The sequence below is a fragment of the Phaeodactylibacter xiamenensis genome (assembly GCF_965229835.1).
In the GTDB taxonomy this organism is placed as follows: domain Bacteria; phylum Bacteroidota; class Bacteroidia; order Chitinophagales; family Saprospiraceae; genus Phaeodactylibacter; species Phaeodactylibacter xiamenensis.
On sequence record NZ_OZ245931.1, the window covers coordinates 308,366 to 331,406 of the forward strand.

General features: G+C 50.6%; 21 protein-coding genes. 13 read left to right on the plus strand and 8 right to left on the minus strand.

Annotated elements, in window-relative coordinates; all coding sequences use genetic code 11:
* Window positions 1–340: 340 nt before the first annotated feature.
* The 9 genes from ACO08I_RS01140 (at window position 341) to aroF (ending at window position 9,035) form a co-directional block, all read left to right on the plus strand.
* Entirely contained in the window at window positions 341–1,003 is a 663-nt protein-coding gene (locus ACO08I_RS01140; RefSeq protein WP_421948213.1) for a Uma2 family endonuclease, read from the plus strand.
* A gap of 497 nt (window positions 1,004–1,500) precedes the next feature.
* The gene (locus tag ACO08I_RS01145) at window positions 1,501–2,919 is read left to right on the plus strand and encodes an anthranilate synthase component I family protein (protein WP_421948214.1); all 1,419 of its coding nucleotides are present in this window, start codon (window positions 1,501–1,503) and stop codon (window positions 2,917–2,919) included.
* Window positions 2,920–2,922: 3 nt separating this feature from the next.
* On the plus strand, window positions 2,923–3,519 hold the full coding sequence (locus ACO08I_RS01150; RefSeq protein ID WP_282780834.1) for an anthranilate synthase component II: 597 nt from the start codon (window positions 2,923–2,925) through the stop codon (window positions 3,517–3,519).
* Between the two features lie 2 nt (window positions 3,520–3,521).
* Complete coding sequence (gene trpD, locus ACO08I_RS01155; RefSeq protein WP_421948215.1) at window positions 3,522–4,514, plus strand: anthranilate phosphoribosyltransferase; 993 nt, start codon at window positions 3,522–3,524, stop codon at window positions 4,512–4,514.
* Window positions 4,515–4,547: 33 nt separating this feature from the next.
* Window positions 4,548–5,369, plus strand: a complete 822-nt coding sequence (trpC, locus tag ACO08I_RS01160) for an indole-3-glycerol phosphate synthase TrpC (RefSeq protein ID WP_282780829.1) — start codon at window positions 4,548–4,550, stop codon at window positions 5,367–5,369.
* Window positions 5,370–5,380: 11 nt separating this feature from the next.
* The gene (locus ACO08I_RS01165) at window positions 5,381–6,040 is read left to right on the plus strand and encodes a phosphoribosylanthranilate isomerase (protein ID WP_421948216.1); all 660 of its coding nucleotides are present in this window, start codon (window positions 5,381–5,383) and stop codon (window positions 6,038–6,040) included.
* Window positions 6,037–7,233, plus strand: coding sequence for a tryptophan synthase subunit beta (gene trpB / locus ACO08I_RS01170; RefSeq protein ID WP_421948217.1), 1,197 nt, complete (start codon window positions 6,037–6,039; stop codon window positions 7,231–7,233). Before ACO08I_RS01165 ends, trpB begins: the two co-directional genes overlap by 4 nt.
* Entirely contained in the window at window positions 7,230–8,021 is a 792-nt protein-coding gene (gene trpA, locus ACO08I_RS01175; protein WP_421948218.1) for a tryptophan synthase subunit alpha, read from the plus strand. Before trpB ends, trpA begins: the two co-directional genes overlap by 4 nt.
* Before the next feature lie 3 nt (window positions 8,022–8,024).
* Entirely contained in the window at window positions 8,025–9,035 is a 1,011-nt protein-coding gene (gene aroF / locus ACO08I_RS01180) for a 3-deoxy-7-phosphoheptulonate synthase (protein WP_282780821.1), read from the plus strand.
* Window positions 9,036–9,037: 2 nt separating this feature from the next.
* Here the strand turns inward: aroF and ACO08I_RS01185 are convergent, their stop codons facing one another.
* Window positions 9,038–10,237, minus strand: coding sequence for a trans-sulfuration enzyme family protein (locus tag ACO08I_RS01185; protein ID WP_421948219.1), 1,200 nt, complete (start codon window positions 10,235–10,237; stop codon window positions 9,038–9,040).
* 407 nt (window positions 10,238–10,644) lie between these two features.
* Between ACO08I_RS01185 and ACO08I_RS01190 the strand changes: the two genes are divergently transcribed.
* The 4 genes from ACO08I_RS01190 (at window position 10,645) to ACO08I_RS01205 (ending at window position 13,863) form a co-directional block, all read left to right on the plus strand.
* Complete coding sequence (locus tag ACO08I_RS01190; RefSeq protein WP_421948220.1) at window positions 10,645–11,703, plus strand: RluA family pseudouridine synthase; 1,059 nt, start codon at window positions 10,645–10,647, stop codon at window positions 11,701–11,703.
* Window positions 11,703–12,263 (plus strand): DUF1415 domain-containing protein, encoded by a 561-nt coding sequence (locus ACO08I_RS01195; protein ID WP_421948221.1) that lies wholly within the window; start codon window positions 11,703–11,705, stop codon window positions 12,261–12,263. Before ACO08I_RS01190 ends, ACO08I_RS01195 begins: the two co-directional genes overlap by 1 nt.
* A complete protein-coding gene (locus ACO08I_RS01200) occupies window positions 12,260–13,273 on the plus strand; it encodes an acyl-CoA reductase (RefSeq protein WP_421948222.1) in 1,014 nt (337 codons plus the stop codon). The genes ACO08I_RS01195 and ACO08I_RS01200 overlap by 4 nt, the downstream gene beginning before the upstream one ends.
* A 218-nt stretch (window positions 13,274–13,491) precedes the next feature.
* A complete protein-coding gene (locus tag ACO08I_RS01205; protein WP_421948223.1) occupies window positions 13,492–13,863 on the plus strand; it encodes a response regulator in 372 nt (123 codons plus the stop codon).
* Between the two features lie 111 nt (window positions 13,864–13,974).
* Here the strand turns inward: ACO08I_RS01205 and ACO08I_RS01210 are convergent, their stop codons facing one another.
* The 7 genes from ACO08I_RS01210 to ACO08I_RS01240 form a co-directional block, all read right to left on the minus strand.
* Entirely contained in the window at window positions 13,975–15,570 is a 1,596-nt protein-coding gene (locus tag ACO08I_RS01210; RefSeq protein ID WP_282780811.1) for a T9SS type A sorting domain-containing protein, read from the minus strand.
* A 65-nt stretch (window positions 15,571–15,635) separates the two neighbouring features.
* Window positions 15,636–18,464: a TonB-dependent receptor gene (locus ACO08I_RS01215; protein ID WP_282780810.1), complete on the minus strand. Its 2,829-nt coding sequence runs from the start codon at window positions 18,462–18,464 to the stop codon at window positions 15,636–15,638.
* Between the two features lie 191 nt (window positions 18,465–18,655).
* A complete protein-coding gene (locus tag ACO08I_RS01220) occupies window positions 18,656–19,393 on the minus strand; it encodes a ZIP family metal transporter (RefSeq protein WP_282780808.1) in 738 nt (245 codons plus the stop codon).
* Window positions 19,390–19,980: a phosphatase PAP2 family protein gene (locus ACO08I_RS01225; protein ID WP_421948224.1), complete on the minus strand. Its 591-nt coding sequence runs from the start codon at window positions 19,978–19,980 to the stop codon at window positions 19,390–19,392. Before ACO08I_RS01225 ends, ACO08I_RS01220 begins: the two co-directional genes overlap by 4 nt.
* A 3-nt stretch (window positions 19,981–19,983) precedes the next feature.
* Complete coding sequence (locus ACO08I_RS01230) at window positions 19,984–20,724, minus strand: class I SAM-dependent methyltransferase (protein ID WP_421948225.1); 741 nt, start codon at window positions 20,722–20,724, stop codon at window positions 19,984–19,986.
* A gap of 79 nt (window positions 20,725–20,803) precedes the next feature.
* The gene (locus ACO08I_RS01235) at window positions 20,804–21,637 is read right to left on the minus strand and encodes a phosphatase PAP2 family protein (protein ID WP_282780803.1); all 834 of its coding nucleotides are present in this window, start codon (window positions 21,635–21,637) and stop codon (window positions 20,804–20,806) included.
* 56 nt (window positions 21,638–21,693) lie between these two features.
* The gene (locus ACO08I_RS01240) at window positions 21,694–22,995 is read right to left on the minus strand and encodes an ATP-dependent DNA helicase (RefSeq protein ID WP_282780802.1); all 1,302 of its coding nucleotides are present in this window, start codon (window positions 22,993–22,995) and stop codon (window positions 21,694–21,696) included.
* Window positions 22,996–23,041 lie beyond the last annotated feature (46 nt).

Consider the following 23,041-nt stretch of genomic DNA (forward strand, 5'->3'; position numbering starts at 1 on the left):
ACTGAAGCGCCCATACTAAGAAAGCAGCCAAGAGCGCTAAGCCCAATAGTTTCATGGGGAAGCCACCCCCACGAACCCTTAAAGTCAAGGTTCGTCCGTCCGTTTCTATGGTTAGGTGCTTGCGCGCTTGGGGACGAAAGGCAGCAATTATATTTTCTTTATCCATTTTGGCCCACAATTTGGTGGTTTCGTTCTGTGGTTTGATGAATTTAGCGCTTTAAATTAGGAAAATGCAAAAGGAACTCCTACAATAAAGCCGTGCTCATGCTGTTAGGAAAGGAAAAAGGTGCGCATTTCTTCACGAATTGTATTATCTTGTTGTGATACCAACTGTTTGTTTATGTCAACTGTAATTGCTGCTATGCCACTGACCAATGAAGAGCTGTCTAAAACCGATAAACCGTTGCCGCTCCGCTATCCGGCATCGGAAGCAGAATATTGGTCGGTCGCACAGGAAGCAGAGTATCGGGCAGACTACTACCGTGGAGAAATCATCGCGTCTATGAGTTATGAATCTGAAGACCACGCTGTAATTGCATCGCGGCTTAATTTCTATTTGCAGCAAATATTCTTTGACTTTAAAGCATACAGGATTGGCAACAGCAACCGCCCGGTCTGTATCCCAACCTGTGGTAATGCCATTTTCAATCCGGATGGCTCTGTTATTCAGCTGCCGGCCCGTTTTTATGAATACCAAAAAGGCATGCGGGCAGATTTGACGCCCATCGTGGTTTTTGAAGTGCTCTCACCTTCCACCCGGGTGCGCGACCTGGGAGAGAAGCTGCCTTGTTACAAGCAGATTGAAGGTATTAAGCACATTCTTTACGTTGACGGGGCTACCGTTAAAGTACACCACATGCAGCGGCAGGGCGATAATCAGTGGCTGGAAACGGTCTACACGGAAAAAGAAGTACACTTCGAAATCAACGGGAAGCCTATTAAAATCGGGGATTTGTATGCCGGCGTTGATTTCGAAAAACCTGAAGATCAGTCTGGTAAATAGTGCTCTGGTATCGGCTGCTCCTCTGCTTCTCCCATCCAATAGACACTGACAATCCACCAGTGCTCTTCATCATAAAGCAATTGAATACTATTGATGCCACAGGCAAAGGGTTGTTCATCCGATTTTGAACGGTAAGACTCATAGGTGCTGAATAAATGTGTGACCGTGCCATATGTTTCGGTGACCCGATGTATTTCTTTTTCGTGAAACCCGTTTTCCTCCAGCCAATTCCCTGAAGTAAATCGTCATACTTTTGCAAGGGATTGAAAATATTTTCCAGACACATTTGTTTTTCTAAATCAAATGCCGTTATCTTTGGCGCAAACGCAATCGAAATGAATTCTTTTACAAGCAATAACTGGTGGTGGTGGCACAATCGTTCGGGAGACCGGGTGAAGTGACACGGCTATGCTTGTAAAATTAAATCAAGATAAAAAGCGGCTTGTCGATTCACTCGGCAAGCCGCTTTTCTGTTTCACCGCATAACGAAATCATTCATGCCAACGCTTACGGACACGACATTCAAAATTAAAACCACGGTCAGGCGATACCTGGCGGACACGGTCACGCCGGTGACGCTTTACCTCAAGGCGCGTGATCATTTCTCAGAACCGGTACTGCTTGAGAACAACGACTTCCGCAATAAGGAGGATTGCTACTCCTTCATGGGGCTGGGCGTACTGGGCAGCTTTCAGGTGCAGAACTTCCAGGTTACGGAGCGCTGGCCGGACGGCACAACGGAGCAGCATCAGGTCACTGATACCCTAGCTGTCCCGGCAGCGATGCAGGGTTTTCTCAAGCGCTTTGAGGTGGAACAGGATGCTGCCTATGCCGGCTTTAACGGGCTGATTGGCTACACGGCTTTTGATGCGGTGCAGTATTTTGATACCCTGAAGTTTGATGCAGAAAAGCGGCGCTTCGATTTGCCGGATATCCGCTACAATCTTTACCAGATCATCATCGCGATCAACCATTTTAAGGATGAGCTATATGTGCTGGAAAATCTGCCGGAAGGTACGCCCTCCCGTATGGATGAGGTGGACCGGCTGATCAAAAGCCAGAAGTTTGCCACCCATCATTTTCAGCGGGTGGGGGAAGAAGAAAGCAACCTCACCGACGAAGAATTTATGGAGCTGGTGCGCATTGGAAAGCATCACTGCCAGATCGGGGATGTCTTTCAGATTGTCTTCTCCCGGCAGTTTTCCCAGAAGTATACCGGCGACGACTTCAGTGTGTACCGGGTGCTCCGTTCTATCAATCCTTCGCCCTATCTTTTCTATGCTGATTTTGGGAGTTACCGGATTTTTGGCTCCAGTCCGGAGACACAAATGTCCGTAAACAAAGGCAAGGCAGTGGTCAACCCTATCGCCGGCACCTACCGACGTACCGGCGACCTGGAAGAAGATACCCGCAATGCCCTGGAACTGCGCGATGATCCTAAGGAAAATGCCGAGCACATCATGCTGGTCGACCTGGCCCGCAACGATCTGGGGCGCCACGCTACGAATGTCAAGGTGGAATCCCTCAAAGATATTCAGTACTTCAGCCATGTGATCCACCTGGTCTCCAAGGTGACCGGTGAACTGGGGCCGGATACAAACCCGGTACAGGTTTTTGGCGATACCTTCCCGGCAGGTACGCTTTCCGGTGCGCCCAAGTACAAAGCCCTTGAGCTAATCAATCAGTACGAAAATCAAAACCGCAGTTTTTACGGTGGTGCCTTGGGTTACATCAATTTCAATGGAGAGATGAACAACGCTATCGTCATCCGCTCTTTCCTGAGCAAGGACAATACCTTGTACTACCAGGCCGGCGCGGGCATCGTCGTGGCCAGTCAGGAAGCCAAAGAATTACAGGAAGTCAATAACAAACTGGGCGCGCTCACCAAAGCACTGCGCGAAGCCGAAAAACTCTAAACCATGAACATACTCGTTCTCGATAATTACGATTCTTTCACCTTCAATCTGGTGCAGTACATTCAGGAACTGCTGGAACAGGAGGTGACCGTGCGCCGCAATGACGCCATTTCCCTCGAAGAAGTGGACGATTTTGATGCCATCGTGCTTTCTCCCGGCCCGGGCCTGCCCGCCGAAGCCGGAATCATGCCGGAGCTGATTCAACGCTATGCCCCCACCAAGCCCATCCTTGGCGTTTGCCTTGGGCATCAGGCGATCGGTGAAGCCTTTGGCGCTGATTTGCTGAACCTTGAGGAAGTCTACCACGGCATTGAAACTCCGATTACAAGAGTGGTTGCAGATGCGCCCCTGTTCCTGGGGTTGCCAGATCAGTTTCAGGCCGGGCGCTACCACAGCTGGGTGGTGAAAAAGGACAGCCTTCCGCCGGAGCTTGAAATAACCGCGGTGGACGACCGGGGTGAAATTATGGCGATGCGCCACCGGGAATACAACGTCCGGGGTATGCAGTTCCACCCGGAGTCTATCATGACACCGGAGGGCAAACAAATGCTCGCCAACTTCTTCAAGTATTGCGTGAACCCTGAACCGGTAACTGTCTGATTATGAAAGCAATTCTTAACCGTCTCTTTAACCATGAGCGGCTTAGCCGGAGGGAAGCCCGGCAGGTGCTGCTGGATATTTCCCACGCCCGCTACAATCATGTACAGGTGGCCAGTTTTATGACGGTCTTCCAAATGCGCCCGGTGGCGATTGCGGAGCTGCAGGGGTTCCGGGATGCGCTCCTGGAACTTTGCGTCCTCTTCGAAGTGGACGGTATGGAAACCATTGATATTGTCGGTACGGGAGGTGATGGGAAAAACACTTTCAATATCTCCACCACTTCGGCTGTGGTCGTGGCTGGTGCTGGTTATAAGGTGACCAAGCATGGCAGCTATGGCGTATCCTCTTCGGTAGGGTCTTCCAATGTGTTACAGGAGCTGGGCTACACCTTTACCAATGACACAGACACGCTGCGCCGTCAGCTTGATCAGGCGAATATTTGCTTTTTGCACGCCCCATTGTTCCACCCGGCTATGAAGGAAGTTGTACCCGTGCGCAAGCAGTTGGGTATGAAGACCTTCTTCAATATGCTTGGCCCATTGGTCAATCCGGTGCAGCCTACACATCAGTTGTTTGGGACGTTCGACCTGGAGTTGTCGAGACTGTATCAGTACATTATGCAGGAAACCGGTCGGCGCTACAGTATCGTCTATGCACTCGATGGGTACGATGAGGTGTCCCTGACTGGCCCTTTCCGGCTGCGGACCAATGAGTCAGACACCATTTTCACCCCGAAGGATTTACAGGCGCCGCAGTTGCAGCAGCAGGACTTGTACGGAGGCGATACGCCGGAAGAGGCGGCACATATTTTCCGTTCGGTCCTTGAGGACACCTGCACTGAAGCTCAAAAAGCTGTCGTTGTAGCCAATGCCGGTCTTGCTATACAGTGCCTGCGCCCGGAGCAAAGCTTGTCCGATTGCATGGCGGAAGCCCGGGAAAGCATCGAAAGTGGGAAGGCCCGGCGTACCTTAGACCAATTGATTTCCATGAATTAAATCTGGCCTAAACTGGTCAACAAACAAGAAAATATGAACATCCTGGATAAAATCGTCGCCCACAAAAAGCAGGAGGTCGCTCAGCGCAAAGAACGCTACCCGGTCAAACTGCTGGAGCAAAGCATCTACTTCGAGACCCCGGTGGTCTCCCTGAAGCAGTACCTCCGCCGGCCTGACAAATCGGGCATTATCGCTGAGTTTAAGCGGCGGTCTCCGTCCAAGGGAGATATTAACCCCTATGCATCCGTAGAGCGGGTGTCGATTGGGTACATGCAGGCCGGGGCATCGGCGCTTTCCGTGCTCACAGATGGCGAGTTTTTTGGTGGTAAGAATGCCGACCTTACGGAAGCCCGGAAATTCAATTTTTGCCCCATCTTACGTAAAGACTTTGTAATCGATGAGTACCAACTGATTGAAGCCAAGTCGATTGGGGCGGATGCGGTGCTGCTCATTGCGGAGTGCCTGGAGGCTGGTCAGTTGGCTGCGCTGGCGAAGCAGGCCAAAGCCCTGGGGCTGGAAATCCTGATGGAAGTGCATAGTGCCGGGCAGCTGTCCAAGTACGTGCCCGAGATTGATGCCGTAGGGGTCAACAACCGCGATTTGACAACCTTTAATGTAGATATCGCCACTTCCCTGGAGCTGATCGGGCAATTACCGGAAGACGTAGCGCGGGTATCCGAAAGTGGCATCAGCGACCCACAGGTGGTGGCAGAGCTCCGTCATGCGGGGTATGAAGGCTTTTTGATTGGGGAGCACTTCATGAAGCAGGCAGAGCCTGGTAAAGCCTGCCAGGAATTTGTGAAGCAAGTCAGGCACGTGGAAGCGCTGCTGGACGGTGCAATTGCTAAAAACTAAAGACTATCGGAATGCAAATCAAAGTATGCGGGCTGCGCGAGCCGGAAAATATCCTGGAAGTGGCCCAATTGCCTGTGGATTGGCTGGGGTTTATTTTCTACGCCAATTCACCAAGAGCGGTGAAGCCAAAGCTGGCGAAATGGCTGGAAGAGCAACAGGAAACGCTGTCCGGTAAAAAGCGGGTAGGCGTTTTCGTCAATGCGGAAATCGAGGAGGTGCTCAATGCGGTCCATGATTTTCAGCTAGACCTGGTGCAACTGCACGGCGAGGAAAGCCCGGAATACTGTCAGCTCATCCGGAACCTCATGGAAACCACCTCCATGCGCAAAGCACAGTTGATGAAGGCTTTTCAGGTAGGTGATGTTTTCGATTTCAACCGGGTGTACCCCTATGCTGCCCACTGTACCTACGTGCTGTTTGACACGAAAGGCAAAAACTACGGCGGCAATGGCGAACAGTTCAATTGGGAGCTGCTTCAGCAATATCAGGGCGTGACGCCTTTCTTCCTTAGCGGGGGCATTGGCCCGGAAGACGCAGCCGACGTATTGGCTTTTCGCCACCCACAGCTTTACGGTATTGATTTGAATAGTAAATTCGAAACCGCACCGGGCGTTAAAGACCCGGAGCTGCTGAAATCTTTTCTTGAAACTTTGAAAAACGACATCTTATGATCGCAGTGGATGAAAGAGGCTACTATGGAGAGTTTGGCGGGGCTTACATACCCGAAATGCTCTATCCGAATATTGAAGAGCTCCGGCAGCGGTACCTGGAGATTATGCAGGAGGATACTTTCCAAAAGGAGTTCCACCGCTTGTTGCGCGATTATGTCGGGCGGCCTTCGCCTTTGTACCTGGCAGAGCGGCTTTCGGAGCATTATAACACCAATATTTACCTGAAGCGGGAAGACCTCAATCATACCGGGGCCCACAAGATTAACAATACGATTGGGCAAATCCTGCTGGCTAAGCGGTTGGGCAAAAAGCGTATTATTGCTGAGACGGGTGCCGGGCAGCATGGCGTGGCGACAGCTACCGTCTGCGCACTTATGGGCATGCCCTGCGTGGTCTACATGGGCGCTGTGGATATCAAGCGGCAGGCTCCCAACGTTTCCCGCATGCGCATGCTGGGGGCAGAGGTGCGCCCGGCAGAAAGCGGTAGCCGAACGCTTAAGGACGCTACTAATGAAGCCATCCGGGACTGGATCAACAACCCCGTGGACACCCACTACATCATCGGTTCTGCCGTGGGCCCGCACCCGTATCCGGATATGGTCGCCCGTTTCCAATCTGTGATCAGTGAGGAAATGCAGTGGCAGCTGGAGGAGCATACGGGGAGTGCTAAGCCTAATGCAGTGATCGCCTGCGTTGGCGGTGGCAGTAATGCCGCTGGCGCCTATTTCCACTACCTGAACGAGCCCGATGTACGCCTCATCGCGGTGGAAGCCGCTGGCAAAGGCGTACATTCCGGCGAATCGGCAGCGACAAGCATACTGGGCACCAAAGGTATCATTCACGGGAGCCGGACGTTGCTTATGCAGACTAAAGACGGGCAAATTGTAGAGCCCTATTCCCTTTCTGCCGGGTTGGACTATCCTGGTATTGGCCCTATGCACGCCCACCTCATCGCAAGTGGACGGGCAGAAGCGATTAGCATTACGGATGAGGACGCCCTTAAAGCCGCCTACTTCCTGTCGAGGAAAGAGGGCATTATCCCGGCATTGGAGACTTCCCATGCGTTTGCCGCGCTGGACGTTATGGAATACAACAGCAGCGATGTCATCGTCATCTGCCTCTCAGGCCGGGGCGACAAAGACCTGGAGACCTTCATTAATCATTTTGATGACTATCAAAACGGAGCATTATGAGCCGATTGCAACACTTATTTGCACAAAAGCCAAAGAATATTCTAAATGTCTACTTCACTGCCGGCTATCCTGCCCTGCACGACACCGGCAAGGTCATCCGCGCATTGGATGACGCAGGTGTAGATCTGATTGAGGTGGGCATGCCTTATTCCGACCCACTGGCAGACGGCCCCACGATACAGGAGAGCGGTCAGCAGGCGATTCAGAATGGCATGACCCTGCCGCTTTTGTTTGAGCAAATCGCTGAGGCCCGGCAACATACCGACATTCCGCTGGTGCTGATGGGGTATTTTAATCCGGTGATGCAGTACGGGGAGCAACGCTTCTTCAACCGCTGTGCAGAGGTGGGCATCGACGGCTTAATCCTGCCCGATCTTCCGATCTATGAATACGAAAACTTCTACCGGGAAGGCATCGAAAAAGCAGGGTTGGACATCAGCTTTCTGATCACCCCACAGACAAGCGACGAGCGCATCCGTCAAATCGATGCACTGAGCACCGGGTTTGTCTACATGGTTTCCAACTCTGCTATCACAGGAGCGAAATCGGGGATTTCAGAGGAGCAGATCGCCTACTTTGAGCGCATCCGGAGCATGGAGCTGGAAAGCCCACGCCTGATAGGATTCGGCATTTCCAGCCACGAAACTTTCCAAACAGCTTGTCAGTACGCCAACGGAGCGATCATTGGCAGTGCTTACATCCGGGCGCTTGGGAAAGGGCAGCCCGTAGACGAAGCCACTCATCAGTTTGTACAACAAATTCTTAAAACACCCATCCCTCAAGACTAAATCATGATCATTCAACTCGAACCGAATATTAAAGCTGAACATTTGCAGCAGCTGGAAGAACAACTTGACGCCATCCGCTATAGCACCACGCGGGTAACGACGCAGTTTGCAGACTACATCATTGGCGTAGGCAAGGCGGAATTCGATATCCGCAGCATTGGTACCCTGCCGGGCATACGCGATATCCACCGGGTAAGCGACGCCTACAAGCTCGTGTCCAAAAAGTGGAAGGTCGAAGACACCGTTATCGATCTCGGCGATGGCATTCAGCTGGGGACGGGCCACTTTGGAATTATGGCAGGTCCCTGCTCCATAGAGTCGGAGGAGCAGATTGAAAAGACCATCACGCACCTGCAGCAGGAAGGCGTCCGCATCATGCGGGGCGGTGTGTACAAACCCCGTAGTTCGCCTTATTCCTTTAGGGGGCTGGGCATCGATGGATTGAAAATGTGGTACAAACGTACCCGTGAGGCCGGCATTAAAATCATCACCGAAGTCATGATGGTGGAGCAAATCGAAGCCATGGCTGACTATGTAGATGTATTTCAGGTCGGCGCACGCAACTCACAGAATTTCAATTTATTGGATGCCCTGGGTGAAGTAGATAAGCCGGTACTGCTAAAGCGCGGTATTTCCGGTACCATCGATGAATTGTTACAGGCCGCTGAGTACATTTTTTCCAACGGAAACGAACGGGTTATGCTTTGTGAGCGTGGCATCCGCAGCTATGAAACAGCCTACCGGAATACCATGGATGTCAACGCCATCGCTATGCTTAAGGAAAAGACGCATCTTCCGGTCATTGCTGATCCCTCTCACGGTATCGGCCTGCGCCGTTATGTAGATAAGATTGCGCTGGCTTCCATCATGGCAGGTGCAGATGGCGTCATCATGGAAGTCCACGAACAGCCCGAAAAGGCCTTCTCGGACGGGCAGCAGACGCTAAGCTTTCCGGAGGCGGCCCGGCTGTACCGGCGTATGCGGCAGGCTTATGAGTTGCGGGAGGCTTTTTAAGCTTATATGCGGCTTACCCCTCGCTCCAAGTCAGACAGGATATCGTCTGATGCCTCAATGCCAACGGATAGCCGGATCAGGCCATCGGAAATGCCTGCCGCCTGCCGTTGCTCCACGGGTACTTTCAGGTGAGACATGGTAGCAGGGTGCATGACTAAGGTATCCACATCGCCCATCGTCGGAGCGAGGGTGCAAAGTTGCAGCCCTTCAACAAACTGCCGCCCGGCATGGAGCCCTCCTTTCAGTTCAAAGCTGACTACACCACCAAAATGGCGCATTTGGCGGCGGGCCAGTTGGTGGTCGGGGTGGTCGGGTAGTCCCGGGTAATTGACGCGGCTGACCTGTGGTTGCTGAGTCAGCCATTCTGCAACCTTTACGGCGTTTTGACAGTGACGTTCCATGCGGAGTTCCAGGGTTTTCATGCCGTTGTTCAGCAGCCAGGCTTCAAAGGGGCTGCCATTGGTGCCTATTAGTTTCAGGGCAGGGAAGACCCGTTCCTGCATTGCCTCCTTGTCCGTGCCCACTATGGCACCGGCGGTGGAATTTCCATGACCATTGAGGTACTTGGTCGTGGAATGCACTATGTAGTCGGCGCCCAGGAGCAGTGGTTGCTGAAGGTAAGGGGTGGCAAAGGTATTGTCGGCTACTGCAATCGCCTGATGACTATGGGCTAACGTGCTAACCGCTTTGATATCTACACAACTCAGTGTGGGGTTGGCAGGGGTTTCGAAGTAGACCATCCGGATGGCAGCGTGCTGCTCCAGCGCTTTAGCAACGGCATTCAGGTCGGAAAGATCTGCCAGGATAACCTCAAAGCCGAGTGGCTGAAGCACTTTCCGGAAAAGCTCATCGGTCCCTCCGTACAGGTTGGGCTGGGTGAGGATGGCATCACCCGGCTGCAATAATCCCAGGCAAAGGGTACTGATGGCTGACATGCCTGAGCTGCAAAAAAGCCCATGTCCTTCCTCCCCGCTACCATGCATTTCCAGCTGAGCAATTTTTTCCGCTACGGCATCAATGGTTGGATTGCCAAAGCGGCTGTAGAGGTGCCCTGCCTGTTCGCCACTAAACACCGCCATGCCTTCCGGCAAATTTTCAAAAGCAAAGGAGGAAGTAGCATAAATGGGGAGTTGGTGAGGGCGGGTGGTCTTTGTGTCCCGGGCAGCACGCACGCACTGTGACCCGAATTGTAAGTTTTTCATACCAGCAAGGTGTTTTGTTTATTTGAAGGAAGGTTATACGCAATACGAAGTGGTCACCTACTGGCGCTGACGGCCAGCACGGGGAACGATAAATGTCGGGATCTTGGATTTGCGACATCGGCCACGGACGAAGCGTAGCTTGTCAGGGCAAGCGCAAGCCACTTCCCAGCGTAAATGCTGACCCTCCCGCCTTTAAGGTGGTCAAAGCCCAAAGGCGACGAGACACGGGCAAGCATTGAGTAGGTTTGCTGTGGCAAACCACTTAATCGTCAGTATAAACAGTCGCCTCCACGTAAATGTTAAGACCCTGATGAGATTGGCAAGATTCATACGTTAGGGTGTGTTCATTTTCTGTAACTTTGCCCGTTAAACAAGCAACACCCAATACCATTCCCAAAAAACAGGCCGTGGAAAAAGCGATGGAAGATAATACTTCAGACGAATATTTTGAGCATAAGGTCATTAAAGCGGATCCCAAGCAGTCCATGATCCGGATTGATAAATTCCTGAATGACAAGCTACAGCACGTTTCCCGTAGCCGGGTGCAGGATGCCATAAAACTAGGCTCCATCACCGTAAGCGGGAAACAGGTGAAGCCGAACTACAGGATCAAGCCGGGGGATGAGATCGAAGTGGTCGTCCCTCAGCACTATGCGGAGAGGGCGAGCTTTGTCAAACCGCAAAATATCCCTCTCGATATCCGCTACGAAGACGATGACATTTTGATCGTGCACAAGCCGGCCGGTATGGTCGTGCACCCCGGAGTGGGCAATCCGGACGGGACACTAGTCAATGCTCTCGCTCATTACTTCAATTTCGATGAACTTCCGGTACTGGAGGGTAATACCCATCAGCAGGTGGGTCTAGTGCACCGGATCGATAAAGACACCTCCGGGCTTTTGGTGGTAGCGAAGACTGATTATGCGATGACCCACCTGGCACGGCAATTCTTCGAGCATACCATCGAACGCCGCTACGTAGCTATGGTTTGGGGCGGTTTTGAAGAAGAACAAGGCACCATCCGCGGTAATGTAGGCCGTCATCCCCGATTCCGTCAAAAGCATACGGTCTTTCCGGAAGGGGAGGGCGGCAAATGGGCGGTGACCCACTACCGGGTTTTGGAAGACCTGTACTACGTTTCTTTAGTGGAGTGTAAGCTGGAAACCGGGCGGACGCACCAAATCCGGGTGCATATGAAGCACATTGGGCACCCACTTTTCAATGACATGAAATACGGTGGTGACCAAATCGTGAAAGGCACGGTTTTTAGCAAATACAAATCGTTTGTAGAGAATACTTTTCAGGTACTGCCCCGTCAGGCCCTGCATGCCAAAAGCCTTGGATTCACCCACCCGGCAACTAAGGAGCGAATGTATTTCGAGAGTGAGCTGCCGGAGGAGTTCGACCAAGCTCTGGAACGCTGGCGTACCTATCTGCGGGACCGTCAGGCCAAGAAACAGTTGTGATGAACGCTCAGGATTACATAGCACACACCCGGCGCTGGTTGGAGCAGATTGTGATTGGGCTTAATTTCTGCCCGTTTGCAGCAAAGCCTTATCGGCTCGGACAAATCCGCATCGAGGTCTCTGAAGCAACTACAACGGATGCCCTTTCGGCAGACCTGATTGCGGAGGGAGAATACCTGATCAGCCGCTCGTGGAAGGAAGTGGAGACTACGCTGTTGATACACCCGCACGTACTGAGCAACTTTTTTGACTACAATGAGTACCTCCGCGAAGTTGAAGCGCTTGTTGTTGAAGAAAATTGGGAAGGCGTGCTGCAGGTGGCTTCCTTCCACCCGCACTATCAGTTTGGAGGAGAGGCACCGGATGCCGTTTCCAACTATACCAACCGATCGCCCTATCCGATGTTGCACCTGATCCGGGAGGAACGTTTGGAAGCGGCACTGGAGCATTACGAAGCCCCGGAAGATATCCCCAACCGGAATATTGCCAGGCTGGAAGCTATGGGGCGCACCGGCATTTTAGATCTATTGCATCAGATCAAACCAAAAAGCAAGATATGACATTATCCGAGCGCATAGAGGTCCTGGGGCAACTGGGCGACCACCTGCTAGGCAAGGATGAGTACCTGGAAGCGGTGATGAAGCGCACCGCTTTTCACAATGGCTGGTTTACCGAAGACAATCAGCAGGAAGCGGTCCGGGAAATAGCGTTACAGATGCTCAACCGGGACCGGCTGCAGGAGTGGCTGTCCCGCTACGAGCTAACCGAAAACAGCCCTAAGAAAGTGGGGATAGTTATGGCCGGTAATATCCCGTTGGTGGGGTTTCATGACTGGCTCTGTGTATTCGCCGCCGGGCATATAGCACAGGTGAAACTATCAGAGAAAGACCCTTTTCTTTTTCCGTACCTGATGAAAATACTGGAGCGCCTGGATGAGCGTACCCTGGCCTATACAGAGGTAACCGACCGCCTGCAGGGGTTTGATGCCGTCATCGCGACCGGTAGCAACAACTCCGCCCGCTACTTCGAGGCGTACTTCTCAAAGTATCCCCATATCATTCGCAAAAACCGGAACGGAGTAGCCGTGCTAACCGGAGACGAGACGCCCGCTGAATTGCAGGAGCTGGGAAAAGACATATTTCGGTACTATGGACTAGGCTGCCGCAATGTAGCTAAGCTGTACGTTCCGGAAGGGTATGATTTCGACCCTTTACTGGAAGCCCTGCACGAGTACCGGGAAGTGGTGCTCAATACGAAGTACAAGAACAATTTCGATTACAACTACGCCTTGTTTATACTCAATAAGATTGAATTTAAAGCTAATGGTTGTATTCTGCTGGTGCAAGATCCCGCATTGCAATCCCGTATAGCCTGTCTGCATTATGAGTCCTACAGTTCGTTAGAGGAAGTGGCTAAAGAGCTGCAGGAACGTGAAAGTGAGGTGCAGTGTACCGTTGCAAAAAGTGGAGTACTGCCTATACCTGCTTTTAATTTTGGCAAGGCACAGGAGCCGGCACTTTGGGATTATCCGGATGGAGAGGATACTTTAGCTTTCCTTGCCAGATTGTGAGTAAAAGTTGACCAAATACTGAAAATTAAGGAGCAAATGCCTTAATTTGTCAATTGAATTTACATATTAGGCATTTGAAATACACTTTTGGGGGTGTTGAGGGGGTAAATTAACAGGCTTTCAATTCACTAACTTGTCTTATTGCTAACAGACAGGCTACAAAGAAAACAAGCGTTTTGCACCCGTCCCGAATATAGAAAGCTACATTAACTCACGATATGAGTAGTTTTGATAAGATCTTTTTGGTAGATGACGACAAGATCTTTCTACTGACCGCAAAGTTCAGCCTTAAACGGGTATTTCCCGAGGCTGATATACAGTCTTTCAGCAATGCTGAGGAGGCAATAAACCGTTTGATACAGGAAAAGCCGGACCTGCTCCTGCTCGATTTGAATATGCCGGTCATGGACGGCTGGACTTTTCTGGAGCAACTGGAGGAGAAAGGATCAGCGGTGACCTTCCCGATTTATATTGTTTCCTCCTCCATTGATCCGTCTGATATTAACCGGGCTAATGAGCATAGCCACGTGATGGGCTTCATTGAGAAGCCGTTGGATGAGCAGAAGGTGAAGGCTTTGATTGAGGGGTAGAAAAAGGGTTCCCGAAGAAGCTACTTTCACGCTGGATTTGGAATAAAAAAAGCGCAACACCGCTGATGAGCAGTGTTGCGCTTTTTGGTTTAATACATTAGCGATCTCTTCTTATCTGAAAATCAGTTTTTGGAAGGAAACCCCATCTTTTAGCCTAAGCTTAAGATAATAAGTACCTGCCGGCAGCGCCTTTCTGTAAATCGTGTGCTGATAATTGTTTACATCGAAATAGGCTTGTACCATTTGGCCGTTGGCATTGTACAATTCCATTGTTTTTATGGTGTGCTCCGGAGCAACACTGATCAACACTTCAGAAGTTGCAGGATTTGGAGCAGCGAGTACACCGATTTCTGAAGGCTTGATGTGATTAGTGCTTACTTCGAGGCATGGAGATAATTCCAAGGCTACACAAGCTCTTGGACCAGCATAGGCCATAATGGTGTCCCAGTAAGTTCGGGCAACTTCAGGCATAGGCGGTTCCGTGGCGTTTGGATTGTCTTCTGCGTAGAAATCCCACTGAGCAGACTCTTGAGGGTCAGAGGAAGGGAACGGGAACAAGCCGTTCAAACCATCGTTTCGGCTATTGGCTACAGCTGAAAAGTCTTCTACATTAGGTCCATTGACGTTGTCGAAAATATCGTTGTTGCCTAACTCATTCATTCTTGCCTGAATGTCATAAGAACCAGAAACTTCAACTACGGCAAAGTCGTCAGATGGATCGTCAGGGTCACCAGTTCCTGGCACTCTTAGAACTCCGGTTTCGTATGGAGCAAATGGGTCGGTAGGAACATGGAAGGATACCCATGGCGGTGTGTTTTCATCTATCCAGCTAATATCACCCAGTGCACCTCCATTATTGACTACAACGCTAATGTCAGAAGGGATAGGGTCTCCGTTTGCGTAGGTTACATGGTTTGGAATGCACAATGTGTCTCCGGCAGGCAGAACAGGGTAGCCCGGTGGTACCAATCCTAAAGAGGTACCATTAATATTGCCATTGACGGCTTCAATAACCATTGGTACAGTAGGGCTTGGGCCCGGGCCATCAAGGTCAATCAGGAATTTTGGAATGACGATTTCCATATATTCGTCGATAGTAGCTGTTGCCGCGACAATATACCCACCTGTACCAACGCCCCAAAGTCCAATTTTATCAGGGTCGATTTGGTAAGGGTTTACATTGCCCTGGTCATCACCATCTACTGCTAATTTTCTCATAAAACGGACAGCAGTACGGGCATCCTGAACCCCACGGTAAGCGGCGTTGATCAGGAAAAACTTACGGAAGTCCTGAGAAGGATCGATTGGGTTCCAACCCTTACGGTAATCCACAGCGGCAGCGATGTAACCCCGGGAAGCAAGCCGGTTGCACAGTTCAACAACAGTTGAATCGGTCTTCGTTCCTCCGGTACCGTTATTGGCAGGGAAAGGAAGGAAGTTGCCGGTATGAAATACCAACATAACCGGGCGGTCACCTGGCGCATCAACAGGCTGGTAAATGTCCATCACCAGCGGTCGCGCAATCGCTTCTGTTGTTTGCTGGGCGATTACAGGCATAATCGTAGCATTAACGCCATATACAATATTGGAGGTCACCTCCACATCGAACTGCGCGTCAAGGTACAGGGTTTCATCCTGTGCCTGAAGGCTTACCGAGGCGAAAACCAAGGCAAGCAAGAAAAACAGCGAGTTAATCTTTTTTTTCATAGTCAAAGATTTCATGTTTGGTTATTGCAAAATTATCTTTATTGATAAGTTGTCCTTTTTCCATGCTATTTCGTGTTTTTCCACTCATAAAGCAAGGAGATGTATGCCAGGCGTCCAACACGCGGACCACCATAGGTTTGGAATACTTCATTATTAAGAATATTGGAAGCACCAATCTTCAAAGTGGTATTCAGGTCATTGAAATTATAGTTGACCTGACCGTCCAATAAACCATAGGAAGGGACGAATCCGGTAAACTGTGGCGAACCTTCAAAAAGAAAGCCTTCCACCCATTTGTAATTGATGTTAAAGCCCCAGTTTTTGATTTTCCCCATTCGGATATTCCTGCCTGAAAATCCAATATTGTATTTATGCTCTGGTGTGTTAAAGGCTGGTATGATAGGGTCATCAGAAGCCGAAACTATTGCGTTGTAAGAATAATTGCCATTTAGCGAAAAGTAATCCGCGAAATAATAATTCAAACCTACTGAGAACCCTTGTGTGGTTACTGTTTCCTGGGCATTTGAGGCAAATCTGAATACCTGTACATCACTGGGGACAAAGTCCGATGGGGAGTCAAATTGTGCATCAATTGCGATATTGAAACCTATGAAATCGGTGTAAATGTTGTAATAATAGCCTGCATCGAGGAACAAGTTGTTCCAAAGTGTAGCTCTGTAACCGCCTTCAAGCGTTCTGACACGCTCGGGCCGAATAGGGTCTACGTCATAGTATTCCAGGAGGCTTCTTTGCAGGAAATTGGAAAGGTAATCCTGAAAGGACTCAAGTGTAATCACACTGTCCGCACCATTCAGGTTTCCGGCCAGAATAGCCGGGCCTACATTCAGCGAAAGAAATTGGTCGGTCAGTGTTGGGTTCCGTACACCTGAAGAGAAGCTCACCCTAAGGTAATGATTGGGGCGAGGCTTCCAAACGACAGATGCAGCTGGAGAAAAGACATAGTCGAAATTTTCATTCTTATCTACCCGGAAGGTAGCATTTGTCCGCCATCTCCCATCGTCCATTGTCTTATTTATACCAGCATAAGCACCATATTCATAATTGGTAATTCTAATGTCCGCAGAATCATAGAAGATTGTGCCACGTGAATTTGGCGTGTACAACCGGCCGTTGCCGCCCACAATTATCTCTGCAAAATCCGTATCAAAGCGTTTCTCGGCATGCAGGTGATAGAGGGCCGACCTGTCAAAAAAACGGGTACCGCCTTCTTCATTGTTGTACCTTGACCGGATGTCATTAAAGGCTTCATTGAATTCCGGGCTGCCAGGCACAAATCTGCCGGGGCGGTTGTTTGCGGGGTCTGGAGCATTGGCAAAATCCTGGGCCATCGCATGAGCCTCATTCATGAACTCCTGGTTATCCTGAAGCCACTGTTGAGCTTCCTGAGAATCAAAAATCACCTCTACCTGTCCTGTTTCCGGATCAAATATGATTTGCTCGTCAGGGTAGCCCATTTCTACCATTTGAGCGGCTATCCGGTTGTCTTCCCACCACTTTTTGTAGTTGTTGTAATAGGCCCCATCCCGAACGGCTCTATCTTGCAACCTTAGCGCGGTAAAATAAGGGTCATAGCTATCTCCTGCATCCTGCCGGGACATATATGCGCGGATGAAGAAATTATCTTTCTTTCGGAATTCCACCCTTGGCTGGAAAAATTGAATGTTACGGAGGCTAAAGCGGTTATCACCCTGATAAACGGTTGTACCCCAACCATAGCTCATGCCAAGTACAAGCTCAGGTGATTCCTCCTGTAATTTTGGGTTGGTACGGATATATACAGAACCAAGCGCCTTGAAGTTTCGTGTATCGTAATCGACTACATCTTCTTCGCGATAGCCTGGCCTGTGGACAGTCAACAACCCTGCGGATTCATTAAAGGAATTAGTTGTATTTTGAGTGAAATCGCCAAAGAGGTCGTATTCATCTCCGTAAGTATTCACGGCATCCCATCCACCGGGATTGCCAGTTGGTGTAGGCGTCCCATCTACTGCCTGGTCATTATTGGCCTCCCAATCATCAGCTTGTAAATAGGACAAAGTGAATTTGTAAGCAATGTTTTCATTACCATTTTTGTCTTTAAAGCTATCTGCCCACCGTACCTCAGTGTTTAGCAGGTTTCGCTCCCCACCTTTGACCATAGCCGAAAGCCCCTCAGTGTAAAATGGGTCTTTAGTTTCCATAGAGATCACGCCGTTGAAAGCATTTGGGCCATAGAATGAAGAGCTGGCACCCTGAATGATATCGACCTTCCGAACGTCAAGTTCCGGAGCGCCCAGGAAGTTGCCCAATGAAAAGTTCAACCCCGGCGCTTGATTGTCCACACCATCTATAATCTGTAAAGACCTGACCGGGCTAGTACTATTAAAACCTCTTGTATTGATTACCTTAAAACCTAAACTGGCAGCGGTTAGGTCAACCCCCTTTAAATTCCCAAGCCCATCATAAAAACTCGTGGCTGCCGTCTCTTTAATCGCCAGTACATCCATGGACTCCACCGTTAGCGGAGAGGATTTCTGTTTATCAGAAATACGCTGCCCGCGCACTTCCACCACATCTGTGGTGATGACCGACTCGCCCAAGGATATCTTAAGCTCCTCATCAGAAGCCACGTCCACAATTTTAGGCTCATATCCTACATAGGATACACTGAGCTTTACCGGCAGGCTGCTTTGGGTTTTCAGTGCGAAAGCACCGTCAAAGTCGGTCACGGTACCTTCCGTGGTGCCATCTATTACGACACTTGCCCCGATTAAAGGCTCCTTAGTGTTTTCGTCAAATACTTTTCCACTGAGGGTGACCTGCGCATGGGAAGCATTGAAAAACAGCAAACTAAGAACAAAATTTAGAAACCAACCTATGCGTGCAAATTTCATGTCATCCACCTGTCTGGTTTGGAAAATTTATTTGGATTTCGGCTGCCAAAATAGGGAATTTTCAATACAATTAACCCAGCTTTAACACAATAAATTTAGGGTGTGGCAAATAATGACATTTCTGTTTTGGGTAAGGAGTTGATAATCAGCTGGCATTAGCATAAAAGGATTTAGCGAATTTTCGCTGAATGTTAGATCATGTCTGCCCCGATTGACAATGCAACCCCCAGAATGATCACGCCGAGCTTCCGCCAGGAGACCCGGTGCTGATGGGTATCATCGGCTTCAAACAGAATCGTAGTACTAATATGGAGAAAGGAGCCAATCACAAAGCCCAGCAGATTGGCGATTTGCGCGCCCGAAAGGTTAAAGGTGCCGGCAGCAAGGGCTCCGAGTGGGGACATCAGTGCGAAAATGACCAGGCACGTCCACGCGATCCTCTTGTTAAAGCCAGAGCGGATGAGCAGTGCCACCAGCGCGAAGGCGGCCGGGAGTTTATGTAGTATGATACCGATGAGCAATTGCTGCCCGCCTTCTTCATGCTGATGATGGTGGGCGTGGAAGTCTTCAAAATAGCCTAGTGGCATGCCTTCCAGAAAAGCGTGCAAAGAGAGGCCAGCCATTACCTGTATCGCAAAACTGGCGGGCTCGTGCTGATGGGCGTGCACATGCCCGTGCTCTATGCCCCGGCTGAATTGTTCGAGGATCAATTGGGTGAAAAAACCGCCCAGTACCCAAAAGCCGGCATTATGGCCGCCCTGTTCAAACACGCCGGGCATCAGGTGAAGCACTGTAATGCCCATGATGTAAGCGCCGCTGAAAGAGAGGGTGAGTTTCAGCCATTGGTCATTAAAGGTGCTGTACCGGAAGCTTAGCCAGCCTCCCGCAATGACGGTCAGGAATAAAGCGATGTATTCGGGTAGGCTCATACATTAACGTTTTGAAGGTTTAGCTTAGGGCTGGCATTGAAGGCGCTGCTCAGCCCCCAGCCAATAAGGCTTCCGATGCACCCGCCAACCAGTACATCGAGTGGATAGTGTACTCCGACATAGACCTGTCCGTAAGCAATACTGATTGCCCACAGCACCAGCGGCCACCGGAGCCATTTGTAGGTAGCACCCAGCGTCAGCGCAATAAACCAGGCAATAGCCAGATGATTGGTAGCATGGGAGGAGGTAAAACTGTAGCCGCCGCCGCAGCCGCCCCGTTGTTCTACTTCAAAGGGTAGCTCCGTATTGTTGCAGGGGCGTAGACGCTCAAAGGTGGGTTTCATTACCTTACTGCTCACTGTATCGGCCACGCCAACCGTCAGCACCACGCCCAGGATAAAATATAGCCCTCTCAGCCGGAAGCGGTAAATAGCGAAACCGGCCAGAACAGCGTACAGCGGAATCCAGGTTTTCTTGTCCCGCCACCAAGGCATAACTTCATCCAGCACCGGATGGGTCCATACGCCATTCAGCAGGTGGAAAAGGGATTCATCCCAATGCAACAAATTGGATAGAAGTGTTTCCATAGCTTAGGGGTTGGCGAGGTTGGCCACTAAAATCAGCCGTGGGCTTTCTATCCAGTTATAGGGCTGCAGTTGGTAGTCTCCGTAGGTGCGAAGGATGTTGAGCCCGGCCAGTTCAAACAGCCGTTCAAAATCAGCCAGTTCAAACAAACGGACGCGCTCCTCGAAGAAATAATTTTTGTGCCCATCGGCAAACCGTATGGTCTTTACTACATGCTGGTCTTCCTGCCGCTTGTGCAAGTCGAAGGTGATACCGTTGATTTCCCGGTGCTCAGGGCCGGTCAGGCGTTGCCGGACATAGTAGGCATTAAAAAAGTCGAGGACAAAGGTACCCTCCGGCTTTAAACTGTGCGCTACATTTTTCAGGGTCTGCAGGTCTTCGGTTTCTTCTTCAAAATACCCAAAGCTGGTGAAGAAGTTGAAAATATAATCAAAAGCAGCTCCCCGGAAGGGCTCCCGCATGTCATGCGTAAAAAAGTGGAGATGGTCGTGCTCAAACTGACGGGCAAACTCAATGCTTTGCTCAGAGAGGTCCAGGCCTGTTACATCGTACCCCTTACCGGCCAGGTGACGGGAATAGCGGCCCTTGCCGCAAGCCAGGTCAAGCATTTGGCTGCCGGACGGCGGATGGAGCGTTTCAAGGAGATGGTCAATAAAGCCTTCTGCTTCGGACTCATCCCGATCCTTATATAGGATGTGGTAGTAGGGGGAATCAAACCACTCCGCGAACCATTCTTCCTTGACCATTTTAACTGAATTAAGTTAACGGGCGCAAAGATAGTCTTCCCAGAGGGTTTTGCAACGAAGTTGCAAGATATTTACCTGCTTAGAAAGCCCATATTACACCTAAAGTATTGCCTTGCAGCCCAAAACCAGCCTGAACTTTCATCCGGTTTTGGAGCTTCCTGTGGAGTTCCGGGATCAGGATGCCCATGCCTGCTCCAATCAAACCACCAGCAATGACATCAGTTGGAAAATGCTTTAGCGCACGTACCCGAAGCCATGCCACAGTGGCGGTGGGCAGTGTCGCTGCACCAAAAAGAAGCCAACGCCGGCTGCCCCATTCCGGGTGATAATCGTGCAGCACCTTAGCCAAAAAGAAACCGCCCATAGCGGTGGTGGCGACATGGCCTGAATAAAAAGAATTGCGCATATTGCCCGATTGGCGTTCCTCAAGCGGGACCTCCTCGTAAAAGGCCAGCGGGCGGTACCGGTCTACAAATGTGGGGCCGAGGGGGCTGTAGGTGTAAAGGTTTGAGGTTAGGGCAATGGTTTCGAAATACATTAGCGCGACATCCCGGTAGTCTTTTCTTACTTTTCTGTCCAAAAATAAGAGGAAGGGCATACTCGCCGTACCATACATAAAGAAGTCAGAAATCTGGTGGGCGTTTTCCCGCTTAGCTGGGTCTTGAGTCAGCCCAGACTGGTTAAATCGGTTGACGCTGGTGCGAAGGAGCCGCTCAAGTTCGAGTTCGGTCAATTGCTCTTTATCTTTTACTTTGGGCAGCCCGATGATATTGGTATAAGTGCCCACCAGCCCTACGCCGCCGCTTACCCAGGGGTTGACGTTATATATCTCCAAGGTGTCGTTGGAAGGTTGTGCCAGTAAAGCAGTAGCTGGAAAAACCAGCCCAAAGAATAGAAACCAGGATAGCCGCATGTGGTCGGTGGGAGTTTTCTTACCAAGATGTCTTCAAACCGCGTTAAGTTCGCTCCTTAGAAGTGGGTTTCGTAGAACTGAACGACCCGCTCGTCGATTAGGATGTCCTGCATGCGCAGTGGTGTCTTCAAAACGATGCCTTCCAGGCTCCGGCAGCGGCTAAGCGCCACGTAGGTTTGCCCGTGTTCGAAGGCGCCTCTTCCCAGGTCGATAATGACTTTGTCAAACGTTTTGCCCTGCGATTTGTGAATTGTAATGGCCCATGCTAAACGCAGAGGGAGCTGGGTAAAATTGCCTAAGGTCTCTGTTTCTATCCGGTTAGGGTCTTTTTCGCTGGGTTTGTACTTCAGTACCTCCCAATCGACGGGCTCTACCTCCAATTGGGTGGGGGTGCCATCAGCCTGCTCAATTTGCACCGTCACGGTCTTCTTATCCAGCTTAATCACCTTGCCGATGGTGCCGTTGACAAAGCGTTTGTCCGGATCATTCTTGATAAACATCACCTGAGCGCCCAGCTTGAGTTTCAGGGCCGGGTCAGTAGGGTAGAGGCGGGGGTTAAATTGCCCGCTGATGGTGGCGACATAGGTTTTTTCCTCCAGTGGTATCCGGCTGAGTTCTCGCTGATTGATGCGGTCTACGGTGGCGTTACGTGCAGAGAGCGTGACGTAGAAGTCTTCGGGCTCGAACTGGGGCAGATGGCGGCTGTTGAGGTCTTCCAGGTCATCGTAATCCAGCCGGTTGAGGCGCACGGACTCCAGCAAACGCAGGAAGTTGCGGTTCTCCTGCCGGTAGACTTTATTGAGTTCCATCATCTCCAGGAAAAAGGTTTGATCCTCAAACAGATGAGCGGAGAAGAAATAGGGCGAGTCGTACTCCAGCTGAAAGCGCATGGCTTCGATGTCATTAGCTACTACCGGGGGCAGCTGGAACATATCCCCAAAGAAAACCACCTGCAGCCCGCCAAAGGGTGCAGGTACTTCCCGGTTGATACGCAGAAACCAATCAATATTATCCAGCATATCGGCCCGGACCATGGAGATCTCATCAATCACAAGCACTTCAAGGCTGGTGTATAGCCTGCGGTTGCGGCGTTTTTTAAGGTCCTGGCGGCTCAGGGGCTTGGGCGGAAAGCCGAAAAAAGAGTGGATGGTTTGCCCGCCTACATTTAGAGCGGCAATACCGGTGGGCGCGAGCACAACGGTTTTCTTCCGGGTTGTATTGCGGAAAAGCTGTAGCAGGGTGGACTTGCCCGTGCCTGCCCGGCCGGTAATGAAGACATTCCGCCCCTCATTTTCAATCATTTGAAGGGCCGTCTTGAAGTCTTTGCTTAGTTCTAATGGTGCCTTTTCGAATGCCAAGTGCCTGCAATTTTAGCCTCGCCGGGCCACTGATGAATGGGGCCGT